We start from the raw sequence: 20,469 nt of genomic DNA, 5'->3' as shown, positions 1-20,469 counted from the left end.
GACGTCGCGCATCGGTATATTATTTCCGTCTTTTAATTGCCATATTATTGTCATACTTTTTGAACCTTGTTGTCACATTAGTTGCTTATCTTAACTGTCGAATAATCATACCTACATTTGAACAGTTATTTTGTGAGCATACTAAAGGACACTATATGAGCAAGGCGACGTTTAACCCAATTCGTTTTAATAAAAGCAATAACACTCCTTTCAATGAAGTGATGGACAAACACCTTTCGCGTCGTAATTTTGTTAAACGTGGTTTAGGCTTAAGTGCCATGACCGCTTTTGGTGGTTTCGGATTAAGTGCTTGTGGTTCTGATAATAAAGACAGTTCCACAGAAACCCCAACCACTCCAACAACGCCTACAGCTCCAACACAAAGCTCAGCAGTATTAGGCTTTGAATCTATTCCGGGATCGCTAACCGATGCCGTTGCCGTTCCAGCGGGCTATTCTGCTTATGTCTTAGCACCTTGGGGCACGCCGCTCAATACCAAAGCCGCAGCCTGGAAAGATGACGGAAGCAACACCGCAGATGACCAAGCTAACTCAGTGGGTATGCATCATGATGGCATGCATTTTTTCCCACTAAATGATGTTGGTGATGACGGCTTATTGTGCATTAACCACGAATACATTGACCAAAGTGCATTACATCCAACAGGCCCAACATATGACACCGACGGCAAGCGCAGTGTTATTGACGAAGTGCGTAAAGAAATCAATGCTCACGGTATTTCAGTTGTACGCATCAAGCTGGTATCAGGCATGTGGCAAGTGGTTGAAAACGACAGTTACAATCGTCGCTTTACCGGTGCTAGCGTAATGGATATGGGCGGTCCTTTAGCGTACAGCTCGTATCTTGAAACACGCTACTCGCCAGACGGAAGTCAGGCGCGCGGTACCCTCAACAACTGTGGTAACGGTTACACGCCTTGGGGCACTTATTTAACCTGCGAAGAAAACTGGCCAGAGTATTTTGTGAATAAAGGCGAGAAGACTGAAGCGCAATCACGTATTGGCATTCCAAGCACTGACACGCGTTATGGCTGGAACCATTTAGCCGGTAACGACGATGAGCGTTTAGACGAATTTGCCCGTTTTGACATGACACCAACCGGCTCAAGTGCGGCTAACGATTACCGCAACGAAGCCAATGGCCATGGTTATATTGTTGAGATTGACCCATACAACCCGAACTCTCGCGCGGTTAAACGCACAGCATTAGGGCGTTTCCGTCATGAAGGTTGCGTGTTTGGTAAGCTTGAAGAAGGCAAGCCACTGACGTTTTATTCTGGTCACGATTCTCGCTTTGAATACCTCTACAAGTTTGTGTCTGACGCAGTATGGGACGCAGCAGATGCCAACAGCAGCAATCGCTTAAGCGTCGGCGACAAGTACATGAACGCCGGCACCTTATATGTGGCCAAGTTTAGTGAAGATGGCGTAGGCGAGTGGTTGCCTTTAACCCTAGACGGAATGACAACTGACGGCGGGACACTAGCGGATAGTTTTGGTTCGTTAGAAGAGATTATTCTAAACACAGCGGGCGCAGCAGATTTGGTTGGTGCAACCCCAATGGATCGTCCAGAATGGGCGGCAGTGGATCCATTTACTGGCAGTGTTTATCTGACGCTTACCAATAACAGTAAACGTACCGACAGCACTAACCCTGCTAATCCACGTTTAAATAACAACTTTGGTCATATTATTCGTTGGGACGAAGGCGATGCGGCCACTGACTTTAGCTGGGATATCTTTGTTTTTGGTTCGCCAGATGATGGCGATGCCGCGACTAACTTATCGGGCTTAACTGACCTCAACCAGTTTGCTAGCCCAGATGGATTGGCGTTCGATACTCGCGGTATTTTATGGGTGCAAACTGATAATGGCGCCTCTGAAGTGGGTGAAGAAACCAACGACCAAATGCTCGCGATTGTGCCATCAACCATGGTTGATGCCGACGGTAACCAACAAGTCGTGAGTGCCGACAACCAAACTCAGCTTAAGCGTTTCTTTGTTGGGCCAAACGGTTGTGAAGTTACCGGCTTTGCGATTACTCCTGATTACACTTCCGTTTTTGCTAATATTCAGCATCCAGGCAACTGGCCATATTCTGATAAAGCAGATGAAGCTACACCCGCTGGCATAACAGTTCGTCCACGCGCAGCAACAGTGATTATTCGCAAAGATGATGGCGGTGCGGTCGGCGTTTAATATGCTGTAGGTTGCTTAGAGATAATTTAGAGATAACTCATTAGTTGCCTTAAGCGATAGCCACTTTTAATACTAACCCTGATAGACTCGTGCTATCAGGGTTTTATTATTTATCAGCGTATTATTTATCAATATATTATTTATCAACGTATTATTAATAGCAGGAGCGTTATGCTAAAAGGCATTCACCATGTGGCCATCATTTGTAGCGATTACCCTCGCTCAAAAGCGTTTTATACCCAAATATTGGGGCTAAAGATTATTGCCGAAAATTATCGCCAGGCCCGCGACTCATATAAGCTAGATCTTGCTTTGGCCGACGGAAGCCAAATAGAATTATTTTCGTTTAATGGTGCCCCACAAAGACAGAGTTTTCCTGAGGCGCAAGGATTACGACACCTAGCCTTCAACGTCGACGATATCAATCAAGTGGTACAGCATTTACAACAACATGGTGTGGAGGTTGAGCCTATTCGAGTCGATGAGTACACCAATAAGCAATACACCTTTTTTAGCGATCCTGATGGCTTGCCATTAGAGCTATATCAAACGGCTTAACAGGCTTTCTTCCCAGGTTACCGCTCAACTTTTTACTCTCTCATTGCGCTCATATTTACGCTGCTGATGTCATTTTTGGCAGCGTGCTTGAGTGCTTTCGTGTCAACGTTATCTTTACCTTGTTGTTAATTATCATCAGTTGCAGCGTAAATAAACTTTTAAAATTACAATCTTTACACAAATGATAATGATTTGTATTTGCGATCTTTATTGTATTTATGTAGAGTGCGTCACATAAACAAACTTTCATAAACGCTAATTAACCTAAACCCTTATTCCGAGTTTAGGTTAATTAATAATAGGATGATGTTAGACATGAAATCGAACAGTTACAGTAAGTTGTCGTTAGGTGCACAGGCCGTTGCCGCGGCATTAGTGTTTGGTTGCCCAGCAGTTTATGCCGCTGACACCACTAAAGAAACTTGCGATAAGGATATTTTAGCCAACTGTAAGCCAGCAGAAACTGACGAGTCTATCGAGCGAATTCGTGTACATGGTGTGCAAAATTCGGTTTACATGTTTAACAGTTCGGCCGACAAACGCCGTCTTGCAGAGTTAGTCGATACCCCACAGGTTATTACGGTATTAACCCAAGACCAAATTCAAGAATCAGGCAACACTGACTTAAAAGACATTTTGTCAGCCCAGGCGGGTGTAACATTAGGCACCGGTGAAAACGGTAACGCGTTTGGCGATCGTTATATTATCCGTGGCCACGAAGCGCGCAGCGACGTGTTTGTTGATGGCCTTCGCGACCCAGGCATGACAACCCGTGAAAGCTTTGCTACTGAGCGCGTTGAAATCACTAAAGGCCCAAGCTCAACCTTTGCTGGGCGTGGTTCATCAGGTGGTGCTATTAACAGCGTCACCAAAAAAGCCTCAGTAGCGTATGACTTTGGCCGTGTCGATTTAGGTGTAGGCACTGACGACCATAGCCGTATCACCATTGACTATAACTTACCGCTCTCTGAAAAAGTTGCAGTACGATTAAATGGTTTAACCGCACAAGAAGACAAGCCAGGCCGCGAAGGCATTAGCAGCAAACGTGAAGGTGTGCAGTTATCGGGTGTGTATGAAACCACCGATGCACTGACATTCACCGCCGACGTTTACCACTTAAACGCAGAAGACGTGCCCGATTTAGGCAGCTACTTTGATAAAGATACCCGTAAGCCATTAGAAGATATTCCGGTATATGCACAAGACGGTGACTTTTTAGACTCAGAGGTGACCACCTTTACTCTGCGTACTGAATACGAGCTTAATAGTGACATTACCCTGTATAACGCGACTCGTGTGGGTCATACCGAAAACGGCTACATTACAACCGGTATGAGTGGAAGTACTCGTGCCGATACCGATGCAACCGCGCCAGGTGTTGATACGCTGAAATTAAGTACTCACCAGGGTAATCAAGATGTTGACTACTTTAGCACCCAGCTCAATTTATTCTGGAACACCAAAATCTTTGGCTTTAACAACAAGCTAGTCTTTGGTTTGGAATACACTGACGAAAATGTCGATAACGGTGTGTATAACATTACCAAAAATAATCCAACAAACTGTTCTACAAAAGGGAGCAGCAGCGTGTCTGAGTCGTACTGTATTATCGATGGCAATGGTAATACCGTTGATAATATCAGCCAGCTTATAGGGTACAGTTATGTAAAAGGCGAGTCAGATGCCATCTTCGACATCAAAACGGTGGCGGCATACATGATGGATAACGTTGAACTGACAGAGCAACTGTCGATGTTTTATGGTTTAAGACTCGACAGCTTCGACTACAGCAACCAAACCAGCAAGACCTTATATGAATATTCAGACACCATGTATAACTTCAACTTCGGTTTGGTTTACGACCTGTCTGAAGATGCCAATATTTATGCTAACTACAGCACGGCAACCAACATTAATGGTGGCGAGTCTGACTTAGGCGGCAACTGTGGTTATGGCGGTGTTTGCGGTACTGAAGATCAAGCCAGTGAAGCCGATGCTGAAATCGTAGAAAACATTGAACTTGGTACCAAGTGGATGTTGTTTGACGATAAAATGATGTTCTCAGCGTCGATTTTTCAAATCACTAAAAGTGACGTGATGGAAAGCGTTGGCGACAGTTATACCACCCTCGGCACGCTAAACACAGGTGAAAACCGCGTTAAAGGCATCGAGTTTGGCATGGTGGGTAACATTACTGACGAGCTAAGCATACAATTCTCGGCAGCCAAAATGGACTCTGAAGTGTTGGAGTCTTATGATCCCGCTAACGTCGGCTTGACGTTAAGTAACTTTGCTGACGAAAGTGCGTATTTGCAATTACGTTATCAGTTAACTGAATCATTTGTTATCGGTGGCAGCTACACATATCAGAGCAACATGTTCGGTGGCCAACCAGATACTGCCGCAGGTTACGACGCCACCAACGAGCGTTACAGTATTGAAGTACCTAGCTATCAAGTCGTTGATTTATTTGCCAGCTACAATGCCACTGAAGCCTTAACATTCCGCTTAAATGTGGGTAACGTAATGGACGAAGAGTATTGGACAGCAGCATACCGTTCGGGTGCATTTATGTACCTGGGTGATGCGCGTAATTCGAGACTGTCGATGACATACGAATTTTAATCGAGTGATTTGCCGTTAACACCAACGCTTAACTTCCCGTTAAGCGTTGGTTTTTTTGATTTTGGAAGCCATACTTATCCGCATTAGAATGTGCTCTTTTAGCGAAAGTTATCAGTGTGGTATTCGCGGCAGCCTTTTGAGGGCATAGTGCGCTACGTTAAGAAAGGCTAACAAAGAAGAACGCGCTGATAAATTCGCACTTCGGGGCTGTGTCACAACCCTCATTACTGCTTCAAATGACTTTGATGTAGATGACTATACCTACAGTCATTTTCATTGTACTGAGCCTAGTGACAGAGCCTAAAATAGATCACATTCTAATAAGGATAAGTACAGTGGTTGTTATAGAAAAAGTGCTCAATCAAGAGCAAGTCAGCGTTTATCGTCAGCAGCTGGAGCAATGTCCCTGGGGCGACGGTCGTCAAACGGCAATGGGCATGGCTGCGTCTGTTAAACAGAATCATCAAGCTGATGCGCAAGACGCCAATGTGCAGCAACTGGCTAATCAGTTATTAGCACGTATTGGTGACACGCCTAAAATTGTGTCAGCCGCTTTGCCGCATAAAATTTTCCCACCGTGTTTTAACCGCTACAGCGAAACCGAAGAATACGGCTACCATGTCGACGCCGCCATTATGCGTATTCCACATACCAGCGAGGTCATTCGCAGCGACGTGTCGATGACGGTATTTTTAAGTGAACCTGAAGAATACGATGGCGGTGAATTGGTTATTTCTACTGAATTTGGTCAGCAGCAAATTAAACTGCCAGCCGGGTATGCAGTGGTGTACCCATCAAGCAGTTTACATAAAGTTACCGCGGTTACTCGCGGTCAGCGGGTTGCTGCCATTACCTGGATGCAAAGCATGGTGGCAGATTCAAACTTACGCCAAACCTTATATCAGCTAGATCAAACTATTCAAAAGCTGATTAACGCCAATAAAACCGATCGCGCTGAATTAGACAATTTGCACAATGTGTATCACAACTTAATTCGGCAATTTACCCAGTTGTAATCCTAATAAAAAAATGGCGTATATTCATATAAATATACGCCATTTTATATTGTATTATCAGTGGGCTGCTTTTAGATAAACTCGACCGAGATAAGCATGAACATGATCAACATATGCATTAACTAGTTTACTGTCATCTGGCCGGTGTAAAGAATAAAATTACGCAATAAAATCACCCCTAATAAACTTAAACATGCCGTACCTGCTACATATGAAAACTTACGTTTTGATGTTGCGGTCATAAATAGGTTCATGGCAAGAGGAGCGGATAAACCCAAGCCCATAATTCCGAACCAAAATACCCAGCCCCAAAACCCTTCGCCAAGCGCATTGAATGCCGCAGCTTTGCTCTGGCCACCACTGAACACTAAACCTAGGAAGAAGGTGAACATCAGTAATATCTCGCCTAAAATCAGTGGGATCTCTATTTTATGAATAAAACGTACTTCAGCACCATTGGGGTTGCCTTTGAGTAACACACCGCCTAATAGTGATGCCGCAGCACCAGAAGACAAGCCAGAAGCTAAAAACAGCAAGGGTAATACGCCAGTATTCCACATCGGGAAGTGAGGCTGAGCCGACAATAGAAATCCGGTATAAGCACCTAACGACACTGAGAATATAACCAGTAAACCGGTTATACCTGCTTCATAACGAGCAATAATACTGGTGAGTTTACCGACAATGGGTAAACGTTCTTTACATAAATCATCAATGGGTTGTTTAAATGTGATGATAATCCATCCATACATAAACACTTGATAGAGCATTAAGATAATCACACCCATCGACATCACTGAGGTAGGGTTATAAAACACCAGAATTTTCCAAAAGTGCAAAGGCTTGGTTAAATCAAATACTAACACCCCTAAACCCGCCAATACCGAAATAGCTGCAACCACACAAGCTGCTTGAACAAATCCAGATTGATATGCTTTACCTTTCAGACAACCGTGTTTGAGTAAAACAGCAAAGAACATCGCACCTGCGGATACTCCGGCTAAAAATAAGTATATGGCAATGGGCCAGTGCCAGACCAAAGTGTCAAAATGAAAAGCACTCATAATATAATCTCCCCTTGTTTCGCCTTGATACGAAATATTTTAGGTCGAGTACCCAAACTTTGTTTATAGCGCTCAGTTGGATTCGCTTTTAATCGCGCAACGAGTTCAGATCCTGGATCTTTAAGATTGCCAAACACTAACGCTTTGGTTGGGCACGCCTCTACACATGCCGGTTGTTTACCCTCTTTTAGATTCGTTTCACGGCAGAAGTCACATTTGTCGGCCGCTTTTGTCACAGGGTTAATAAAACGCACTTCATACGGACAGGCTGCAATACAATATAGGCAACCCACGCATCTATCTGCGTTTACTGCAACAATACCGGTTTCTTTATCGATAAAAGCGGCTCCTGTGGGACAAACCGCAACACAAGGTGCGTTTTCGCAATGTTCGCAAGAATGTCGAGAAAAATGGTAAAACTGATCAGGGTATTCACCAAACGGCCCAGATTTTTCGATGCTTAGCCGCGTAACACCTTCGGGTACATGATTGACCTCTCTGCATGCTTCAACACAAGCGTTACAGCCAATACATTTGGTTTCATCATGTAGCAAAGCGTACTTTATGTTATTTATCTCGGGTTCCATTTCGGCATTTTTGCCACTGAGTGGATATACCGATACGCCCGCAACCAATGCGCAGGTGCTTTTAAGGAAATGTCTTCTTGAATTTTCCATGATTCATTACCTCTGCACACTATGGCAACGTTGGCACTCAATGCTGCGTTGTTTGGCTGTTAACGTCATCATTGGGTCGGTTTCTGGATGCAATTGATGACATGAACTGCAATTGACTTTTTGCGCGTGCACATTATGAGTCCACTCACTTTTACCAAGGTTTGTCGCACGATGGCACGTCAGGCACACTGCATTTTGCGCGATTAATGGGATTTCACTACCAGCAGAAAACACCATCAAGTCGTTAGGTTTTTTAGGGTGATTACCTTTTTCACCATGGCATGAACTACAGCTTAAATTGAGCCCGTCCTGGGCGTGGTGACCTTGCATTTTGCCGTTGCGTTTATGGCATTTCATGCACGAGTCATTATTCATTTGCTCAGTAGAGTCAGCGCAATGTGCTGCCTGACTAATAAGCGTGAGCGACAATACACCTACGCTTAACATCAGTAGCCAGTTATTTCGGGACATAATCAGTCCTCTCTACAATGATTGGAATAGTGAAAATGTCGGGTGATACCACTAAGTTGTCACCCGACGGGCCTTCATGCGGGTAACACGCCTTTTAACATTTGCACGTCGTAAGGTTTTCCTCGAGCCATTTCAACTAACTTAATGTTGAATTTTTCGAATAAACTTTTTGCACTTGCATCATCTTGTTGACTGAAGTCAGAAATAATCAACTTCACTTCAGACGAGTCATGATCAATCACGACGTAGTCGAGTTTAGTGTGATGTTCTGCAGCGCTATGGGCATCCATTTCAAACACATTGTCCATAGGTACATTGCAGCAAACGTCGTACTTTCCTCCTACTACAGCTTGTAGTGATTTCATGAAATCAACATTTTGAGTGTCAAAAAGTGCTTTTTTTAGCGTGATTGGGTGTTCGGCGTGATCTGTTTTGAAGAACTTAATACAAGTCATAATAAACATGACAACGATAAAAGGTACGGCAATAAACAGTACGGAGTACACGAACGCATAACTTAAAAAGACTGAAGTAAACATATATACCTCCAAAACGCATTTTAAAATTATTGTTTTTTTCGAGCCATCTTATGTCTTAGATGTACTGTTAATAGTATTCCAGCAGTGATGTATAAACTTGATCTTAATCAAGTAATTAAAGCTGCTTTTAGGTTTTTGATGAGAGTTAAGAATCAGATCTAATTGCTTTTTTTGTTTATTTGTTTTTATGTTTTTTGATTGCCATTAAAGCGGTATTTAATAATCGTATTTTAACAATGTGTATTTTTAAAAATCTATTTTCACTAATGGTTTATTTCAGAATGTGTAATCCGGTCGTATTTTTGCCGTACTTTGTTTGTTTTCACTTTTTAAACAATCAATTTTATGATCTGGATTAACTAAAATGTGAATAATTGAAATAAAGTTATCAAATACAAATGAACTCGATAAAATAAAAGGTTGAATGTTGGAACGGAGTCATTGATATGAAACCTATCGACTTAGACAAATTAGATTTATTAACACTCACTATATTAGTGTGTCTGTATGAGCATAAGTCAGCGACGCATGTTTCAAAAATATTAAATGTGCCCGCCTCAAAAATCAGTCGCTGTTTGCACACCGCAAGGTTAATCTTTGGCGACGACCTGTTTATTCGGCGCAAATATGGTTTAGTGCCCAATGATTATGCCGGTAAAATTTATCCTATTGCGAAAGAAATTGTTGATTGCGCCAAACATTTTAATCGGGTCAACAGTGCTGAACAATTACATCATCGCTACTTTGAATTAGTGTTTCCAGGGATGATTGCTCATGCTTTCCCAAGGGCGTTGATGCAAGAGATTAAAGATCATAATAAGAGTATCCACATTAATGTGGGCAGTTGGAGCAATCATTCATTAGAAAGCTTAACTAATGACCCGCATGGTATTGTGATGTGCTGCTGCAAAAGCCCGGACGAAGTGCGTTTTTTTGATCAAAACCTGCAAGTTGAAGTGTTAGCGACCTTGAATAGGCAATACTTATTATGCTGTAAAAAACACCCTATTTTAAAACAAGACATTAGCCTAGAAACCATCGCAAAATATCCTTTTATCAATACCTTTCTTGGCGTACAAGCACCGGTTTTGAATCCGTTTCAAGAGTACTGTAAGGCAAAAGGTTTACCTGTAAATACCGAAATGACCATCACTAGCGTGTCTTCATTATTTGAGTATCTTTCTGACTGTCAGTCTTTGGCTATTACGCCGTATAAAGCGGTGTATGACATGCTCGATGATGACTCAGGCATTCACGCTTGCCAATTGTCTGAAGTCGAATGCGAGCGTATTTTTCAGGTGGTTGATCCATTAAAGTTAGTCATGGTCACTTACCCTACATCAGAGAATGAAGATTCTAAGTGGTTGAAGAAAAAGATCCGTGATTTAACCGCAACGCTTATTTAAAGTAAGTAACATGACCTTATTTAATACAGCACAATGACGACTCGTGAGTTCTTTGAATCATGCTTGTTTTGCGCATGTAATAGCATTATCAGCATGTAATATCATGACGATATGTGCCAGGGATTTTATCGTCACTATGCACTCAATAATATTTTTAGTACTTATTAATTTTATTCTTATATTTAATGGCGTCACAGATTGAAATCATGAGTTAGACTAAAGCATAGTTGAAATGAAGTTGTTTGTTAGTTAGGTGTGTTTATTATATTTGTGTTTGTATTTTTTGTAGTGGTGTTTTTACTATGCAGAATTGTAAATAGGTATATTGAATAGTAAGGTTTTGCACAGTGGTATTGTTGCTAATGATTATGTTTAAGATTGATGGTAGGTTTATATAAAATATACTTTATGTTTTTTGCTGTATATTTTTTAAATACATAAATATTATCGAATATTATTTGTATCGATAACATGGCTCACAAAAATATCTTTGGTGCATCGTGATACGACAAGGCGACAATATCGTACAGCCTTAAAAGTGAATAGATAAGGCTTTACTGTGTGATTCTGATTACGCTAATCTTCAAGTCAAACAGCGCGCATGAGTGCTGCATAAGGAGGCTGCATAAGGAGATAGTGTGAGCTCAACTGAATCGATTAATAATACATCCTCAAAACTGAAATCATTTCTATCGGGTGCGTTAGCGGTGATGCCATTAACCATTGCCGTCATCCCCTGGGGGGTTTTAGCCGGTTCATTCGCATTAGAAGTTGGCCTAACCGCGGTAGAAAGCCAAGCCATGTCGGCCATTATTTTTGCTGGTAGCGCACAATTGGTCGCTCTAGGCATGATAAAAGCGGGTATTGGTATCGGCAGCATTTTAATTACCACCTTACTTATTACCTCAAGGCATTTATTGTATGCCATGGCCATGCGCAGCCAAATTAGCCCGTTACCCCTTAAATGGCGCCTAGGACTGGGCTTTTTACTCACCGATGAATTATTTGCTATCTCTAACCAGGCCCATGGCGGCGATAAGCCCGCACAACATCAGTTTGATCGTTGGTACGCGCTGGGTGGGGGGTTAACCTTCTATCTCGGTTGGAACATTGCCACGTTATTGGGCATTGTTGCGGGGCAATCAATTGATAATTTGGGTGAACTTGGGCTCGACTTTGCTATCGCCGCCACCTTTATTGCCATTGTGGTGCCGACAGTAAAAAAACCATCGATATTAGTGTGCGTGTTGGTGTCACTCTCGTTAGCGGTCGTGTGCGCCGTGTTTGCGATTCAAGCAGGGTTGCTCATTGCCGCCATATCGGGCATGGCAGCGGGTATGGCTTACGCTAAAGTCACTAACGAAGGCGGTGACAATATAACCAGCGAGCAAAAGGAAAAGTCTTTATGATTTGGTTGATTATTTTGTCGATGGCCGCGGTTGTATTTGTTAGCCGGCATTTATTATTAGAGCCTAAAATCCCGATTCGGTTAAGTAAAAACACCCTCATTTTTTTAAGTTATTCAGCACCAGCCGTATTAACGGCCATATTAGCGCCTATCGTCTTTGTACCACACGGTGAGCTCGCCATTAGCATACATAATCCTTATTTAACCTGTGCGCTGGTGGCCACAATATTGGCTTACGTTACCCGCAATACCTTGCTTACCACGGTATTAAGCATGGGACTGTTTTTCTTTTTGTATTAACCCTAACCCCATTGATGATTCTCAATAATTGTTAACTGACAATCGGCGCCGCAATAGATTAGAATAAGCGCCATATAATGGATCATTAGAGTGAAATCATGCACGTACACATTTTAGGGATTTGTGGCACTTTTATGGGCGGCTTAGCCTTACTTGCCCGCGCAATGGGCCATAAAGTGACCGGCAGCGATGCCAATGTTTACCCTCCAATGAGCACCCAGTTAGAACAACAAGGCATTGAGCTTATTCAAGGCTTTGATCCTGCACAGTTAGGTAAAGAAGGTGAAAACCAGCCAGATCTCGTGGTCATTGGTAATGCCATGAGCCGTGGAAATCCGTGTGTAGAAGCGGTATTAAACCGTGGTTTGAAGTACACATCAGGGCCGCAATTTTTATCAGAACATATTCTACCAAACCGTTGGGTATTAGCCGTAGCGGGTACCCATGGCAAAACCTCAACGTCAAGCATGTTAGCCTGGGTGTTAGAGTATTGCGGCTACGAACCAGGATTTTTAATTGGTGGCGTTCCGCAAAACTTTGGCGTGTCTGCACGCCTTGGCAATACTCCCTTTTTTGTGGTTGAGGCCGACGAATACGACAGTGCCTTTTTTGATAAACGTTCCAAATTTGTTCATTACCATCCGCGTACTCTAGTGATCAATAATTTAGAATTTGATCATGCCGATATTTTTGCCGATCTGGCTGCGATTCAACGTCAATTTAATCATGTTATTCGTACCGTGCCAGGCGAGGGTAAAGTGATTTGGCCACGCGACGTTGACGCCGTTAAACAAGTGATTGATATGGGCTGTTGGAGTGAGCAAGAAACCTATTCTAAAGTAGCCACAACAACTGAACCAAGTGGCTGGTTTGCACGTACTATTGCCGATGATGGACACGAGTTTGAAGTGTTATTTAACGGGGAATCTCAAGGCATACTAAACTGGACGTTAATTGGCCAGCACAATATTGAAAACGCCATAATGGCTATTGCCGCAGCCCGTCATGTAGGCGTAGCGCCAAACCATGCAATTGAGGCATTAGCGCAATTTAGTCCGCCGAAACGTCGTTTAGAATTACTCGATACTGTCAACGGTGTTGCAGTGTATGACGATTTTGCTCATCATCCCACAGCCATTGCCACAACCTTACAAGGCTTACGAGCCAAAGTGGGGATTGATGCCAACGCCACGGGTAAAATTATTGTGGTGCTAGAGCCACGCTCAAACACCATGAAAAGCGGTGTACATAAAGACACGCTAGCCAATTCAATGGCGTTAGCAGACGTGGCTTATTTGTATCAGGCAGACAATATTGGCTGGGACATTAATGCCAGTATGGCCAATGCGCCAATCCCAGTGACGGTTTATCACGACATTGAAGACATTATTACTAACGTAGCCAATACCGCCCAAGCAGGCGATACCGTGGTGATTATGAGCAATGGTGGCTTTAACGGTATTCACCAAAAAATGATTAAGGCTTTAGCGTAACTGTTTGAGCCGCAAGAGGATACAAGATGGCCTACGCCAAAAAAGCCAAAGCAATTAGTCTCGCCTGGACCGGCGCATCTGGTGCGCCTTACGGTATTAAATTACTTGAATGTTTACTTGCTGCCGATTATCAAGTGTTTTTAATGATATCAAGCGCCGCGCGGGTAGTGTTAGCGACAGAGCACGGCTTGCAGCTCAGTGGCAATCCAGAAAAAGCCAAAGCGCAGCTCGAAGCACAACTGCAGCATAACGACCAACCGCTTAAGGGTGAATTGGTTGTTTTGGGTAAAGATGAATGGTTTTCGCCGCCAGCATCAGGCAGCGCCGCACCAAAACAAATGGTGATTTGCCCGTGCTCAACCGGTACGTTAGCGGCTGTGGCGACCGGAATGAGTAATAATTTGCTCGAAAGAGCAGCAGACGTGGTAATAAAAGAACGGGGCCAATTGATTCTTGTTCCGCGTGAAACTCCGTTTAGTGCCATACACTTAGAGCATATGTTAAGCCTAACGCGTAACGGTGCGACCATCATGCCAGCGGCGCCAGGCTTTTATCATAATCCCCAATCGGTAGAAGATCTGGTAAACTTCATGGTTTCCCGAATCCTTGATCACTTAGGGATAGAACACGACTTAACGAGTCGCTGGGGATACGGACACACCCAGCCAAACGACATCGACAATTGAGATATTTATGAAGCACACAATTGAAATGATGATTTCTGAACAAGAAATCAATAAAACCCTCGACCAGCTAGCTGAGCGTATTAATGCACATTATGCCGACAGTGAGCGCTTATTAATGGTTGGCCTTTTAAAAGGGTCTGTCGTGTTTATGGCCGATTTGTGTCGTCGTATTAAAGGCCATGTCGAAATCGATTTTATGTCAGTGTCGAGCTACGGCAATAGTATGAACAGCTCGCGTGATGTCAAAGTGCTTAAAGATGTGCAGTCAGACATTGCAGGCCGTGACGTATTAATTGTAGAAGACCTTATCGACTCGGGTAACACCTTAAATAAAGTCCGTGAAATGCTCTTACTGCGTGACCCAAAAAGCTTAGCGCTATGTACTTTACTAGACAAACCAGAGCGCCGCGAAGTAGACGTCTATGTCGACTTTATCGGCATTACTATTCCCGACGAATTCATTGTGGGCTACGGTATCGACTATGCAGAGCAGTACCGCAACTTGCCTTACATCGCTAAAGTGGTGCCATTAGATTAATACAACCACTGGTATACACTCCCGCTATAGGCGGGAGTTTTGTTTTAAGTGTCTAAATATTTTTGCGTCTTTTTCATTTTTATAACGTCTTTAGCAGTACGTAATAAGAAGTGTTTAATTCGCAATTCATGGATTAGAGGTATGACAATGAGTAACACCAACAATGCATTGGTGATCGAAAACCTTAAAAAAACCTATAAAGGCGGCGTACAAGCTGTTAAGTCGATCAGTTTGACGGTAAAACAAGGTGATTTTTTTGCTTTGCTTGGCCCTAATGGCGCAGGTAAATCAACCACAATCGGTATTATCAGCTCATTAGTGCAAAAAACCTCTGGCACAGTGTCAGTGTTTGGATTTGATATAGACAAACAGCTTGAACAAGCAAAATTGTGTATTGGTTTAGTGCCGCAAGAATTCAACTTCAATCAATTTGAAACCGTACAACAAATTGTGATTAACCAAGCGGGCTATTATGGCGTCCCTAAAGATGTTGCCATAGTTCGTGCAGAAAAGTACCTCACTCAACTTGACCTGTGGCAAAAGCGTCACGCCCAAGCACGCGAGTTATCGGGCGGCATGAAACGCCGTTTAATGATTGCCCGCGCATTAATGCACGAACCTAAATTGCTAATACTCGATGAGCCAACTGCCGGCGTAGACATTGAACTGCGCCGTTCAATGTGGGAGTTTTTAAAGCAAATCAATCAACAAGGTGTGACCATTATTTTAACCACTCACTACCTTGAAGAAGCCGAAATGCTGTGTCGTACTATTGGTATTATCGACACCGGTTTGTTGGTGGAGTGCACCACCATGAAAGCTTTGCTCAGTAAGTTAGATGTTGAAACCTTTATATTCGATTTACGTCGCGATCTAGACGTTGCGCCGCAATTAACCAACATGAATTGCCGCCTAACCGATCCCCATACATTAGAAGTCGATGTGGCCAAAGCGAACAACATTAATGAATTATTTACCCAGTTAACCGCCGCCAATATCGAAGTGTTATCAATGCGCAACAAAGCCAACCGCCTAGAAGAGTTGTTTGTAGAACTGGTCGAAAAAGCCAAGGAGTCAAAATAATGAATCGCCTGTATTTTGTGGCCTTTAAAAGCATTTTAACCAAAGAGATTAATCGTTTTACCCGTATTTGGGTGCAAACGTTAGTGCCGCCAGCCATTACCATGACATTGTATTTTCTTATTTTTGGTAACTTGGTTGGCAGCCGTATTGGTGAAATGGGCGGCGTAAGCTACATGGAATTTATTGCCCCAGGTTTAATCATGATGTCGGTGATAACCAACTCATATTCTAATGTGGCATCGTCGTTTTACAGCGCTAAGTTTCAACGCAACATTGAAGAAATCATGGTCGCGCCAGTACCGCATTACGTGTTAATAGCCGGTTATGTTGGTGGCGGTGTAGCCCGTGGTTTGTGTGTGGGCTTAATTGTGACTGTTGTGGCTATGTTATTTGTCAATATCACCCTTCATCATGTTGGCCTTGTCATATTAACCGTATTTTTAACTTCGGTACTCTTCTCACTGGGTGGGTTAATCAACGCGGTATTTGCTAAAAGTTTTGACGACATCAGTATCATTCCGACCTTTATTTTGACGCCACTGACTTATTTAGGCGGGGTATTTTACTCGTTATCGCTATTGCCTGAATTCTGGCAAGGCGTGTCGGGGTTAAACCCAGTAGTCTATATGATCAACGTATTCCGTTATGGCTTCCTAGGCTTCGCCGACATTAGCGTACCACTGTCTATTGCTATTATGGTGGGCTTTTGTGTCAGCTTATGGACACTGGCTTATTATTTAATATCTCGTGGGATAGGGTTAAGAAGTTAATCCATACCAAGTACAAAAAGAATTTATAAAGGGCTCGCAAGGGCCTTTTTTTATGGCTATCTATCCAGTTTACCTAGCCCCATGAGCTGAACACTCTCACCCATACCGATGAGCTGGCAAAGCAAGTGTACAGCGCCTTGTTTGAAGCTGTGTGGCAAACGTTAAGCCGATTTGGCATGACCCGTAAACACTTACAAGGTCAGTTAGGGTGCACCGCCGTACTGCATACATGGGGGCAAACGTTAACCCAGTATATCCACTTACACAGTTTAATCCCAGGCGGGGTGGTCACTGAGCAAGGCCTGTGGCGCGGCGTTAAATCAGACTATTTATTTCCTGTTAAGGCGGTCTCAACCGTGTTTAAAGCGAAGATGTTGGCTGCTCTGCGTCAGCGTGAACTCATCATTGCAGACGCCAAAAACCTCATCAATAAAACATGGTGCGTATACAGTAAGGCCTGTTTGTATAAAGCAGAAACGGTGGTGGAATATCTCGGGCGTTACACCCGCAAAGGCATGATGCACGAATCACGGTTAAAGCAGGTTACCGCTAATGCCATCGATATAAGCTATGTTGATTATCGCGATAATCAACGCAAAATCATGCAACTGGCACCCGATGAGTTTATCCGGCGTTACCTGTTGCATGTGCTGCCCAAAGGCGTAATGCGGATAAGGCATTTTGGTTTTTTGGCTAACAGTTGTCGACGTAAAAAGTTAAGCCTAATTCAACAACAAATGCCAACCAAAGCCCTTAAAGACATCAAGATTACTGAGACGTTAGGACACTGGTGTTGCCCACAATGTGCCAATGGGCGATTAATGTTTATGGGGCTGGTACCACTGCTGACCATGTTAGCGCGAGAGGCGAAGTTGAGGTTGTCAGGTTAATCAGAGAAAGTCGGGCTGTCAGTTATAAAAGTAAACTTAGCCAACATTCAGCTGGGTGAGGCAGTCAAACACATCCTCAAGTGGACAAATTAGAAAATAGGACGATGAAAGAGCAATGATAAAAGATGAAGAATGACAAAACCTACCTTAAAAGGTGTAATCAGAACAAACAATTAGCCGAAAGGTTGTACAAAATACCACTACCGAAAAAAAGTAAATTCCTATAGCATAAAACATACCGATTAACTTGGATGTGGCATCGGCCAAGTCCAACAAGTGATTTATGCCTTGCAAACTACGCAACGCATAAATACTAAAACGTTAGATTTTCGGAGTATTTATCAAGCTATGAGTCAAGGACAAAGATTTAGTCTTCTATATTTAGATAGAAGTGAACCTGTAAGGGATAGTCAGCGCTTTAGAAATAGACTTGATGCTTTTTATTGGGATAAATTATCTACAGATCATAGTAAAGATATTCAAAAAACCTTAAAAGTTGAAGCTGGTATTGAAATTCCATACCTTCAAAACTTTGGTTTTAATCTAAGTGATGTGTTCAAAAAAAATGAACTAAGGGATGTATTAGATTCAATAACTCTTATCTATCAATGTCTGATTAAAAAGCAGTGGCCATCTTTGGCTACTGAATGGAAAATTTTTGTTAGTCGATGCTTAAAGGAAGAAAATGTCGGTTATCAACTCGATTCAGAATGTGGTGTTCACTACTTTGTAGACGAAGAGTTTGAAAGAAATCGTTTTTCCACTTTAACTGCATTAAATGAACCGGATTTACTTGGGGTAAAAGCAGCTTACGAAGATGCTTACAGACACCTTGATAATACACCACCAGACACGAAAGCTGCTGCCAGATCTATATTTGAATCTATAGAAATACTAGTTAAACAACTTGTCAAAACTAAAAATTTAAATAAATGGGTGCTTGATAATACTCTCAAAGAAATGGCTTTAAATTCGTTAGCAAAAGACGATACAGAACGTAATGTCATATCTGGTATGTTCGAAGGTATGGGGTTATGGGTTAATAGCATGCATAATTATAGGCATGGGCAACCTGAGCAACAACCAGTAGAGCCCTCTGAGGAGCTTACCGTTTATATGTTAAGTAGCGGTAGTTCATTTTTGAGGTTGTTGCTCGAAATGAGAAAGAAAATCTAACTAATAAGGCATTCAAACGGACAATTTACAGTTGGCTTTTGTTCGTTCCTCACTATTTTAGCCAACTATAAATAGCCGCTTAATGTGGCGTTAAATGGAAGTATCTATGCAATATGTTATCACCATCTATAAAAATAATGAATTTCGCAAAGGTAAATTTGATAGTGCTGAAGAGGCTTTTGAAAGTGCTGTTTTATGTGCAGCTGGAGCTATTTCTTCAATTCTTGATGATGATAAAATTAAAGTTGAATGTAATCCTCCGAAAATTATTATCTCTTCAGAAGTAGATCCATTACCTTTTACCGTTGAAGAATGTAAAATAAAAATAAAAGTAGCTTTTACGGATAATGATGGAAAAACATACCCAGAGTTTTCACGTGTTGAAATAAATTCCATTTAACAAGAGTTTTCAAGTTGAAAAGTTACAGCGGGCCATCGCTTCGCGATTATATCCCACAGTAAATTTCAACTTAAAACGGCGTTATTTATCTCTTCATAAAATCGAGTAAACATGTATCAAGAAGAAGTTGTAATAGAAATTTTTGAATGGTATCAAAGTATTGAAAAAAGGTTGATTGAGATAACAAATATTATACCTTTTTCTAGCGAGGCCGACTTGAAGAAAATATGCTCTCCTCGTCTTGTTCCGATCATGGTAGAAACATGCTCTGTTATAGATACTCTTTTTAGAGACTTGATGCCCGAGAAGTTTCAACGACCAGGACCTAAAGGTCGTAAAATGACTCGTAATGGAGCAAATGTTTACGATTACTATCGTGAACTTGAAAGCACATTACACCTAGGCAACACTAAATCTCTTTTATTGCTAGGGAAGCCAGTTGTTCTTTGCCCTTTCAAAAAATGGAGTGATAAGTCAAGCTCACCTATGGAGTGGTGGAAAGTTTATAACCGCTTAAAACATGACCGTATTAAATCTAGTAAAGAAGCAAGTTTATTCCATTGCATAAATGCGCTTTGTGCACTCAAACAGCTAATGACCAAAATACCGGCCGTAGTGGAGCTTTCTCTTAGGTTTGGTTGGGTACAAACTGCTGGTTACAATCCAATAATTACAATAAAAGAGATATCCGAAATAAATGCATCAAAATACGTCGCATATTCAGAGTTTTTTGCAACGTTCTTAAGCCCCGTAGATTGGGAAGCACCTGATGAAATCAGGCCCGTAAATCTACGCAACAATGAAAAGCTAATTGCTCATCTTGGGCGGTTAGTCACTCAAATCGAGCTCGAAACATAATCGGGTAGCCGGAGGTATCTAGCCTCCAGCCCCACACCACCCTGCATGCGGCTCCGCACAGGGCGGTTCATTTAGAACACCTAACTAGCTTTCTGGTTAGGATATTGAACTGCGATCCATCCGTCTCTCTGTAAATTAACATGGCCACCCAAAATAGTTGGCGAAAACAAATTAACAAGGCCACCCAAAATAGTTGTTAAGAGTGTGGGTGGCAATTTAAGAACCATAAAAATGGGTGGCAATGTAAGAGGAGCCTCCAGCTTGAAAACTCAATAATATCGATTACCCCACA

Annotated in this window: 19 protein-coding genes and 1 pseudogene; 16 read left to right on the top strand and 4 right to left on the bottom strand. The window is 42.4% G+C overall.

Going from position 1 to position 20,469, the window contains the following annotated elements; all coding sequences use genetic code 11:
* Window positions 1-155 precede the first annotated feature (155 nt).
* From AC19MV_RS21690 to AC19MV_RS21675, 4 genes are all read left to right on the top strand, one after another.
* Window positions 156-2,219 carry a PhoX family protein gene (locus tag AC19MV_RS21690; RefSeq protein WP_498309920.1) on the top strand — a complete coding sequence of 688 codons (2,064 nt, stop codon included), beginning with the start codon at window positions 156-158 and terminating at the stop codon, window positions 2,217-2,219.
* Between the two features lie 171 nt (window positions 2,220-2,390).
* A complete protein-coding gene (gene gloA2, locus AC19MV_RS21685) occupies window positions 2,391-2,777 on the top strand; it encodes an SMU1112c/YaeR family gloxylase I-like metalloprotein (RefSeq protein WP_498309919.1) in 387 nt (128 codons plus the stop codon).
* A 315-nt stretch (window positions 2,778-3,092) separates the two neighbouring features.
* Complete coding sequence (locus AC19MV_RS21680; RefSeq protein WP_432405354.1) at window positions 3,093-5,402, top strand: TonB-dependent receptor; 2,310 nt, start codon at window positions 3,093-3,095, stop codon at window positions 5,400-5,402.
* Window positions 5,403-5,737: 335 nt separating this feature from the next.
* Window positions 5,738-6,418 carry a Fe2+-dependent dioxygenase gene (locus AC19MV_RS21675; protein WP_498309918.1) on the top strand — a complete coding sequence of 227 codons (681 nt, stop codon included), beginning with the start codon at window positions 5,738-5,740 and terminating at the stop codon, window positions 6,416-6,418.
* Between the two features lie 122 nt (window positions 6,419-6,540).
* Here the strand turns inward: AC19MV_RS21675 and nrfD are convergent, their stop codons facing one another.
* From nrfD to AC19MV_RS21655, 4 genes are all read right to left on the bottom strand, one after another.
* Entirely contained in the window at window positions 6,541-7,482 is a 942-nt protein-coding gene (gene nrfD / locus AC19MV_RS21670) for an NrfD/PsrC family molybdoenzyme membrane anchor subunit (RefSeq protein ID WP_498309917.1), read from the bottom strand.
* On the bottom strand, window positions 7,479-8,159 hold the full coding sequence (locus AC19MV_RS21665) for a 4Fe-4S dicluster domain-containing protein (RefSeq protein WP_498309916.1): 681 nt from the start codon (window positions 8,157-8,159) through the stop codon (window positions 7,479-7,481). The genes nrfD and AC19MV_RS21665 overlap by 4 nt, the downstream gene beginning before the upstream one ends.
* Before the next feature lie 6 nt (window positions 8,160-8,165).
* Window positions 8,166-8,630: a nitrite reductase gene (locus AC19MV_RS21660; protein WP_498309915.1), complete on the bottom strand. Its 465-nt coding sequence runs from the start codon at window positions 8,628-8,630 to the stop codon at window positions 8,166-8,168.
* A 74-nt stretch (window positions 8,631-8,704) separates the two neighbouring features.
* Window positions 8,705-9,169 (bottom strand): hypothetical protein, encoded by a 465-nt coding sequence (locus tag AC19MV_RS21655; protein WP_498309914.1) that lies wholly within the window; start codon window positions 9,167-9,169, stop codon window positions 8,705-8,707.
* Window positions 9,170-9,615: 446 nt separating this feature from the next.
* Between AC19MV_RS21655 and AC19MV_RS21650 the strand changes: the two genes are divergently transcribed.
* The 12 genes and pseudogenes from AC19MV_RS21650 to AC19MV_RS21595 all read left to right on the top strand — a co-directional run bounded on the left by AC19MV_RS21650 (window position 9,616) and on the right by AC19MV_RS21595 (window position 20,177).
* Window positions 9,616-10,575, top strand: coding sequence for a LysR family transcriptional regulator (locus AC19MV_RS21650; protein ID WP_498309913.1), 960 nt, complete (start codon window positions 9,616-9,618; stop codon window positions 10,573-10,575).
* A 638-nt stretch (window positions 10,576-11,213) separates the two neighbouring features.
* The gene (locus AC19MV_RS21645) at window positions 11,214-11,984 is read left to right on the top strand and encodes an AzlC family ABC transporter permease (RefSeq protein ID WP_498309912.1); all 771 of its coding nucleotides are present in this window, start codon (window positions 11,214-11,216) and stop codon (window positions 11,982-11,984) included.
* Window positions 11,981-12,283: an AzlD domain-containing protein gene (locus tag AC19MV_RS21640; protein WP_432405340.1), complete on the top strand. Its 303-nt coding sequence runs from the start codon at window positions 11,981-11,983 to the stop codon at window positions 12,281-12,283. Before AC19MV_RS21645 ends, AC19MV_RS21640 begins: the two co-directional genes overlap by 4 nt.
* Window positions 12,284-12,381: 98 nt before the next feature.
* Window positions 12,382-13,776, top strand: coding sequence for a UDP-N-acetylmuramate:L-alanyl-gamma-D-glutamyl-meso-diaminopimelate ligase (gene mpl / locus AC19MV_RS21635; RefSeq protein WP_432405338.1), 1,395 nt, complete (start codon window positions 12,382-12,384; stop codon window positions 13,774-13,776).
* A gap of 26 nt (window positions 13,777-13,802) precedes the next feature.
* Window positions 13,803-14,462, top strand: coding sequence for a flavin prenyltransferase UbiX (locus tag AC19MV_RS21630; protein ID WP_498309911.1), 660 nt, complete (start codon window positions 13,803-13,805; stop codon window positions 14,460-14,462).
* A 7-nt stretch (window positions 14,463-14,469) separates the two neighbouring features.
* Window positions 14,470-15,000, top strand: coding sequence for a hypoxanthine phosphoribosyltransferase (gene hpt, locus AC19MV_RS21625; RefSeq protein ID WP_432405334.1), 531 nt, complete (start codon window positions 14,470-14,472; stop codon window positions 14,998-15,000).
* A gap of 147 nt (window positions 15,001-15,147) precedes the next feature.
* Entirely contained in the window at window positions 15,148-16,083 is a 936-nt protein-coding gene (locus AC19MV_RS21620) for an ABC transporter ATP-binding protein (protein ID WP_432405332.1), read from the top strand.
* The gene (locus AC19MV_RS21615) at window positions 16,083-16,853 is read left to right on the top strand and encodes an ABC transporter permease (RefSeq protein WP_432405329.1); all 771 of its coding nucleotides are present in this window, start codon (window positions 16,083-16,085) and stop codon (window positions 16,851-16,853) included. The genes AC19MV_RS21620 and AC19MV_RS21615 overlap by 1 nt, the downstream gene beginning before the upstream one ends.
* Before the next feature lie 77 nt (window positions 16,854-16,930).
* Window positions 16,931-17,743: pseudogene (locus AC19MV_RS21610) on the top strand (IS91 family transposase); the annotation flags it as partial.
* 348 nt (window positions 17,744-18,091) lie between these two features.
* Window positions 18,092-18,919 (top strand): hypothetical protein, encoded by an 828-nt coding sequence (locus AC19MV_RS21605; RefSeq protein ID WP_498309910.1) that lies wholly within the window; start codon window positions 18,092-18,094, stop codon window positions 18,917-18,919.
* 94 nt (window positions 18,920-19,013) lie between these two features.
* Window positions 19,014-19,319: a hypothetical protein gene (locus AC19MV_RS21600; protein ID WP_498309909.1), complete on the top strand. Its 306-nt coding sequence runs from the start codon at window positions 19,014-19,016 to the stop codon at window positions 19,317-19,319.
* Between the two features lie 111 nt (window positions 19,320-19,430).
* Window positions 19,431-20,177: a hypothetical protein gene (locus tag AC19MV_RS21595; protein WP_498309908.1), complete on the top strand. Its 747-nt coding sequence runs from the start codon at window positions 19,431-19,433 to the stop codon at window positions 20,175-20,177.
* Window positions 20,178-20,469: the final 292 nt, after the last annotated feature.

The sequence above is a fragment of the Shewanella sp. MF05913 genome (assembly GCF_059758095.1).
The sequence above is the reverse complement of the archived record's forward strand: the minus strand, read 5'-3'. Positions and strand labels throughout refer to the sequence as shown.

Bases quoted from the DNA above. Each gene is read 5' to 3' on its own strand.
- AC19MV_RS21615 (WP_432405329.1), top strand. From the start codon at position 16,083: ATGAATCGCCTGTATTTTGTGGCCTTTAAAAGCATTTTAACCAAAGAG.
- gloA2 (WP_498309919.1), top strand. From the start codon at position 2,391: ATGCTAAAAGGCATTCACCATGTGGCCATCATTTGTAGCGATTACCCT.
- AC19MV_RS21665 (WP_498309916.1), bottom strand. From the start codon at position 8,159: ATGGAAAATTCAAGAAGACATTTCCTTAAAAGCACCTGCGCATTGGTT.
- nrfD (WP_498309917.1), bottom strand. From the start codon at position 7,482: ATGAGTGCTTTTCATTTTGACACTTTGGTCTGGCACTGGCCCATTGCC.
- AC19MV_RS21640 (WP_432405340.1), top strand. From the start codon at position 11,981: ATGATTTGGTTGATTATTTTGTCGATGGCCGCGGTTGTATTTGTTAGC.
- AC19MV_RS21690 (WP_498309920.1), top strand. From the start codon at position 156: ATGAGCAAGGCGACGTTTAACCCAATTCGTTTTAATAAAAGCAATAAC.
- AC19MV_RS21620 (WP_432405332.1), top strand. From the start codon at position 15,148: ATGAGTAACACCAACAATGCATTGGTGATCGAAAACCTTAAAAAAACC.
- AC19MV_RS21595 (WP_498309908.1), top strand. From the start codon at position 19,431: ATGTATCAAGAAGAAGTTGTAATAGAAATTTTTGAATGGTATCAAAGT.
- AC19MV_RS21605 (WP_498309910.1), top strand. From the start codon at position 18,092: ATGAGTCAAGGACAAAGATTTAGTCTTCTATATTTAGATAGAAGTGAA.
- AC19MV_RS21630 (WP_498309911.1), top strand. From the start codon at position 13,803: ATGGCCTACGCCAAAAAAGCCAAAGCAATTAGTCTCGCCTGGACCGGC.
- AC19MV_RS21680 (WP_432405354.1), top strand. From the start codon at position 3,093: ATGAAATCGAACAGTTACAGTAAGTTGTCGTTAGGTGCACAGGCCGTT.
- AC19MV_RS21660 (WP_498309915.1), bottom strand. From the start codon at position 8,630: ATGTCCCGAAATAACTGGCTACTGATGTTAAGCGTAGGTGTATTGTCG.
- mpl (WP_432405338.1), top strand. From the start codon at position 12,382: ATGCACGTACACATTTTAGGGATTTGTGGCACTTTTATGGGCGGCTTA.
- AC19MV_RS21655 (WP_498309914.1), bottom strand. From the start codon at position 9,169: ATGTTTACTTCAGTCTTTTTAAGTTATGCGTTCGTGTACTCCGTACTG.
- AC19MV_RS21650 (WP_498309913.1), top strand. From the start codon at position 9,616: ATGAAACCTATCGACTTAGACAAATTAGATTTATTAACACTCACTATA.
- AC19MV_RS21600 (WP_498309909.1), top strand. From the start codon at position 19,014: ATGGAAGTATCTATGCAATATGTTATCACCATCTATAAAAATAATGAA.
- hpt (WP_432405334.1), top strand. From the start codon at position 14,470: ATGAAGCACACAATTGAAATGATGATTTCTGAACAAGAAATCAATAAA.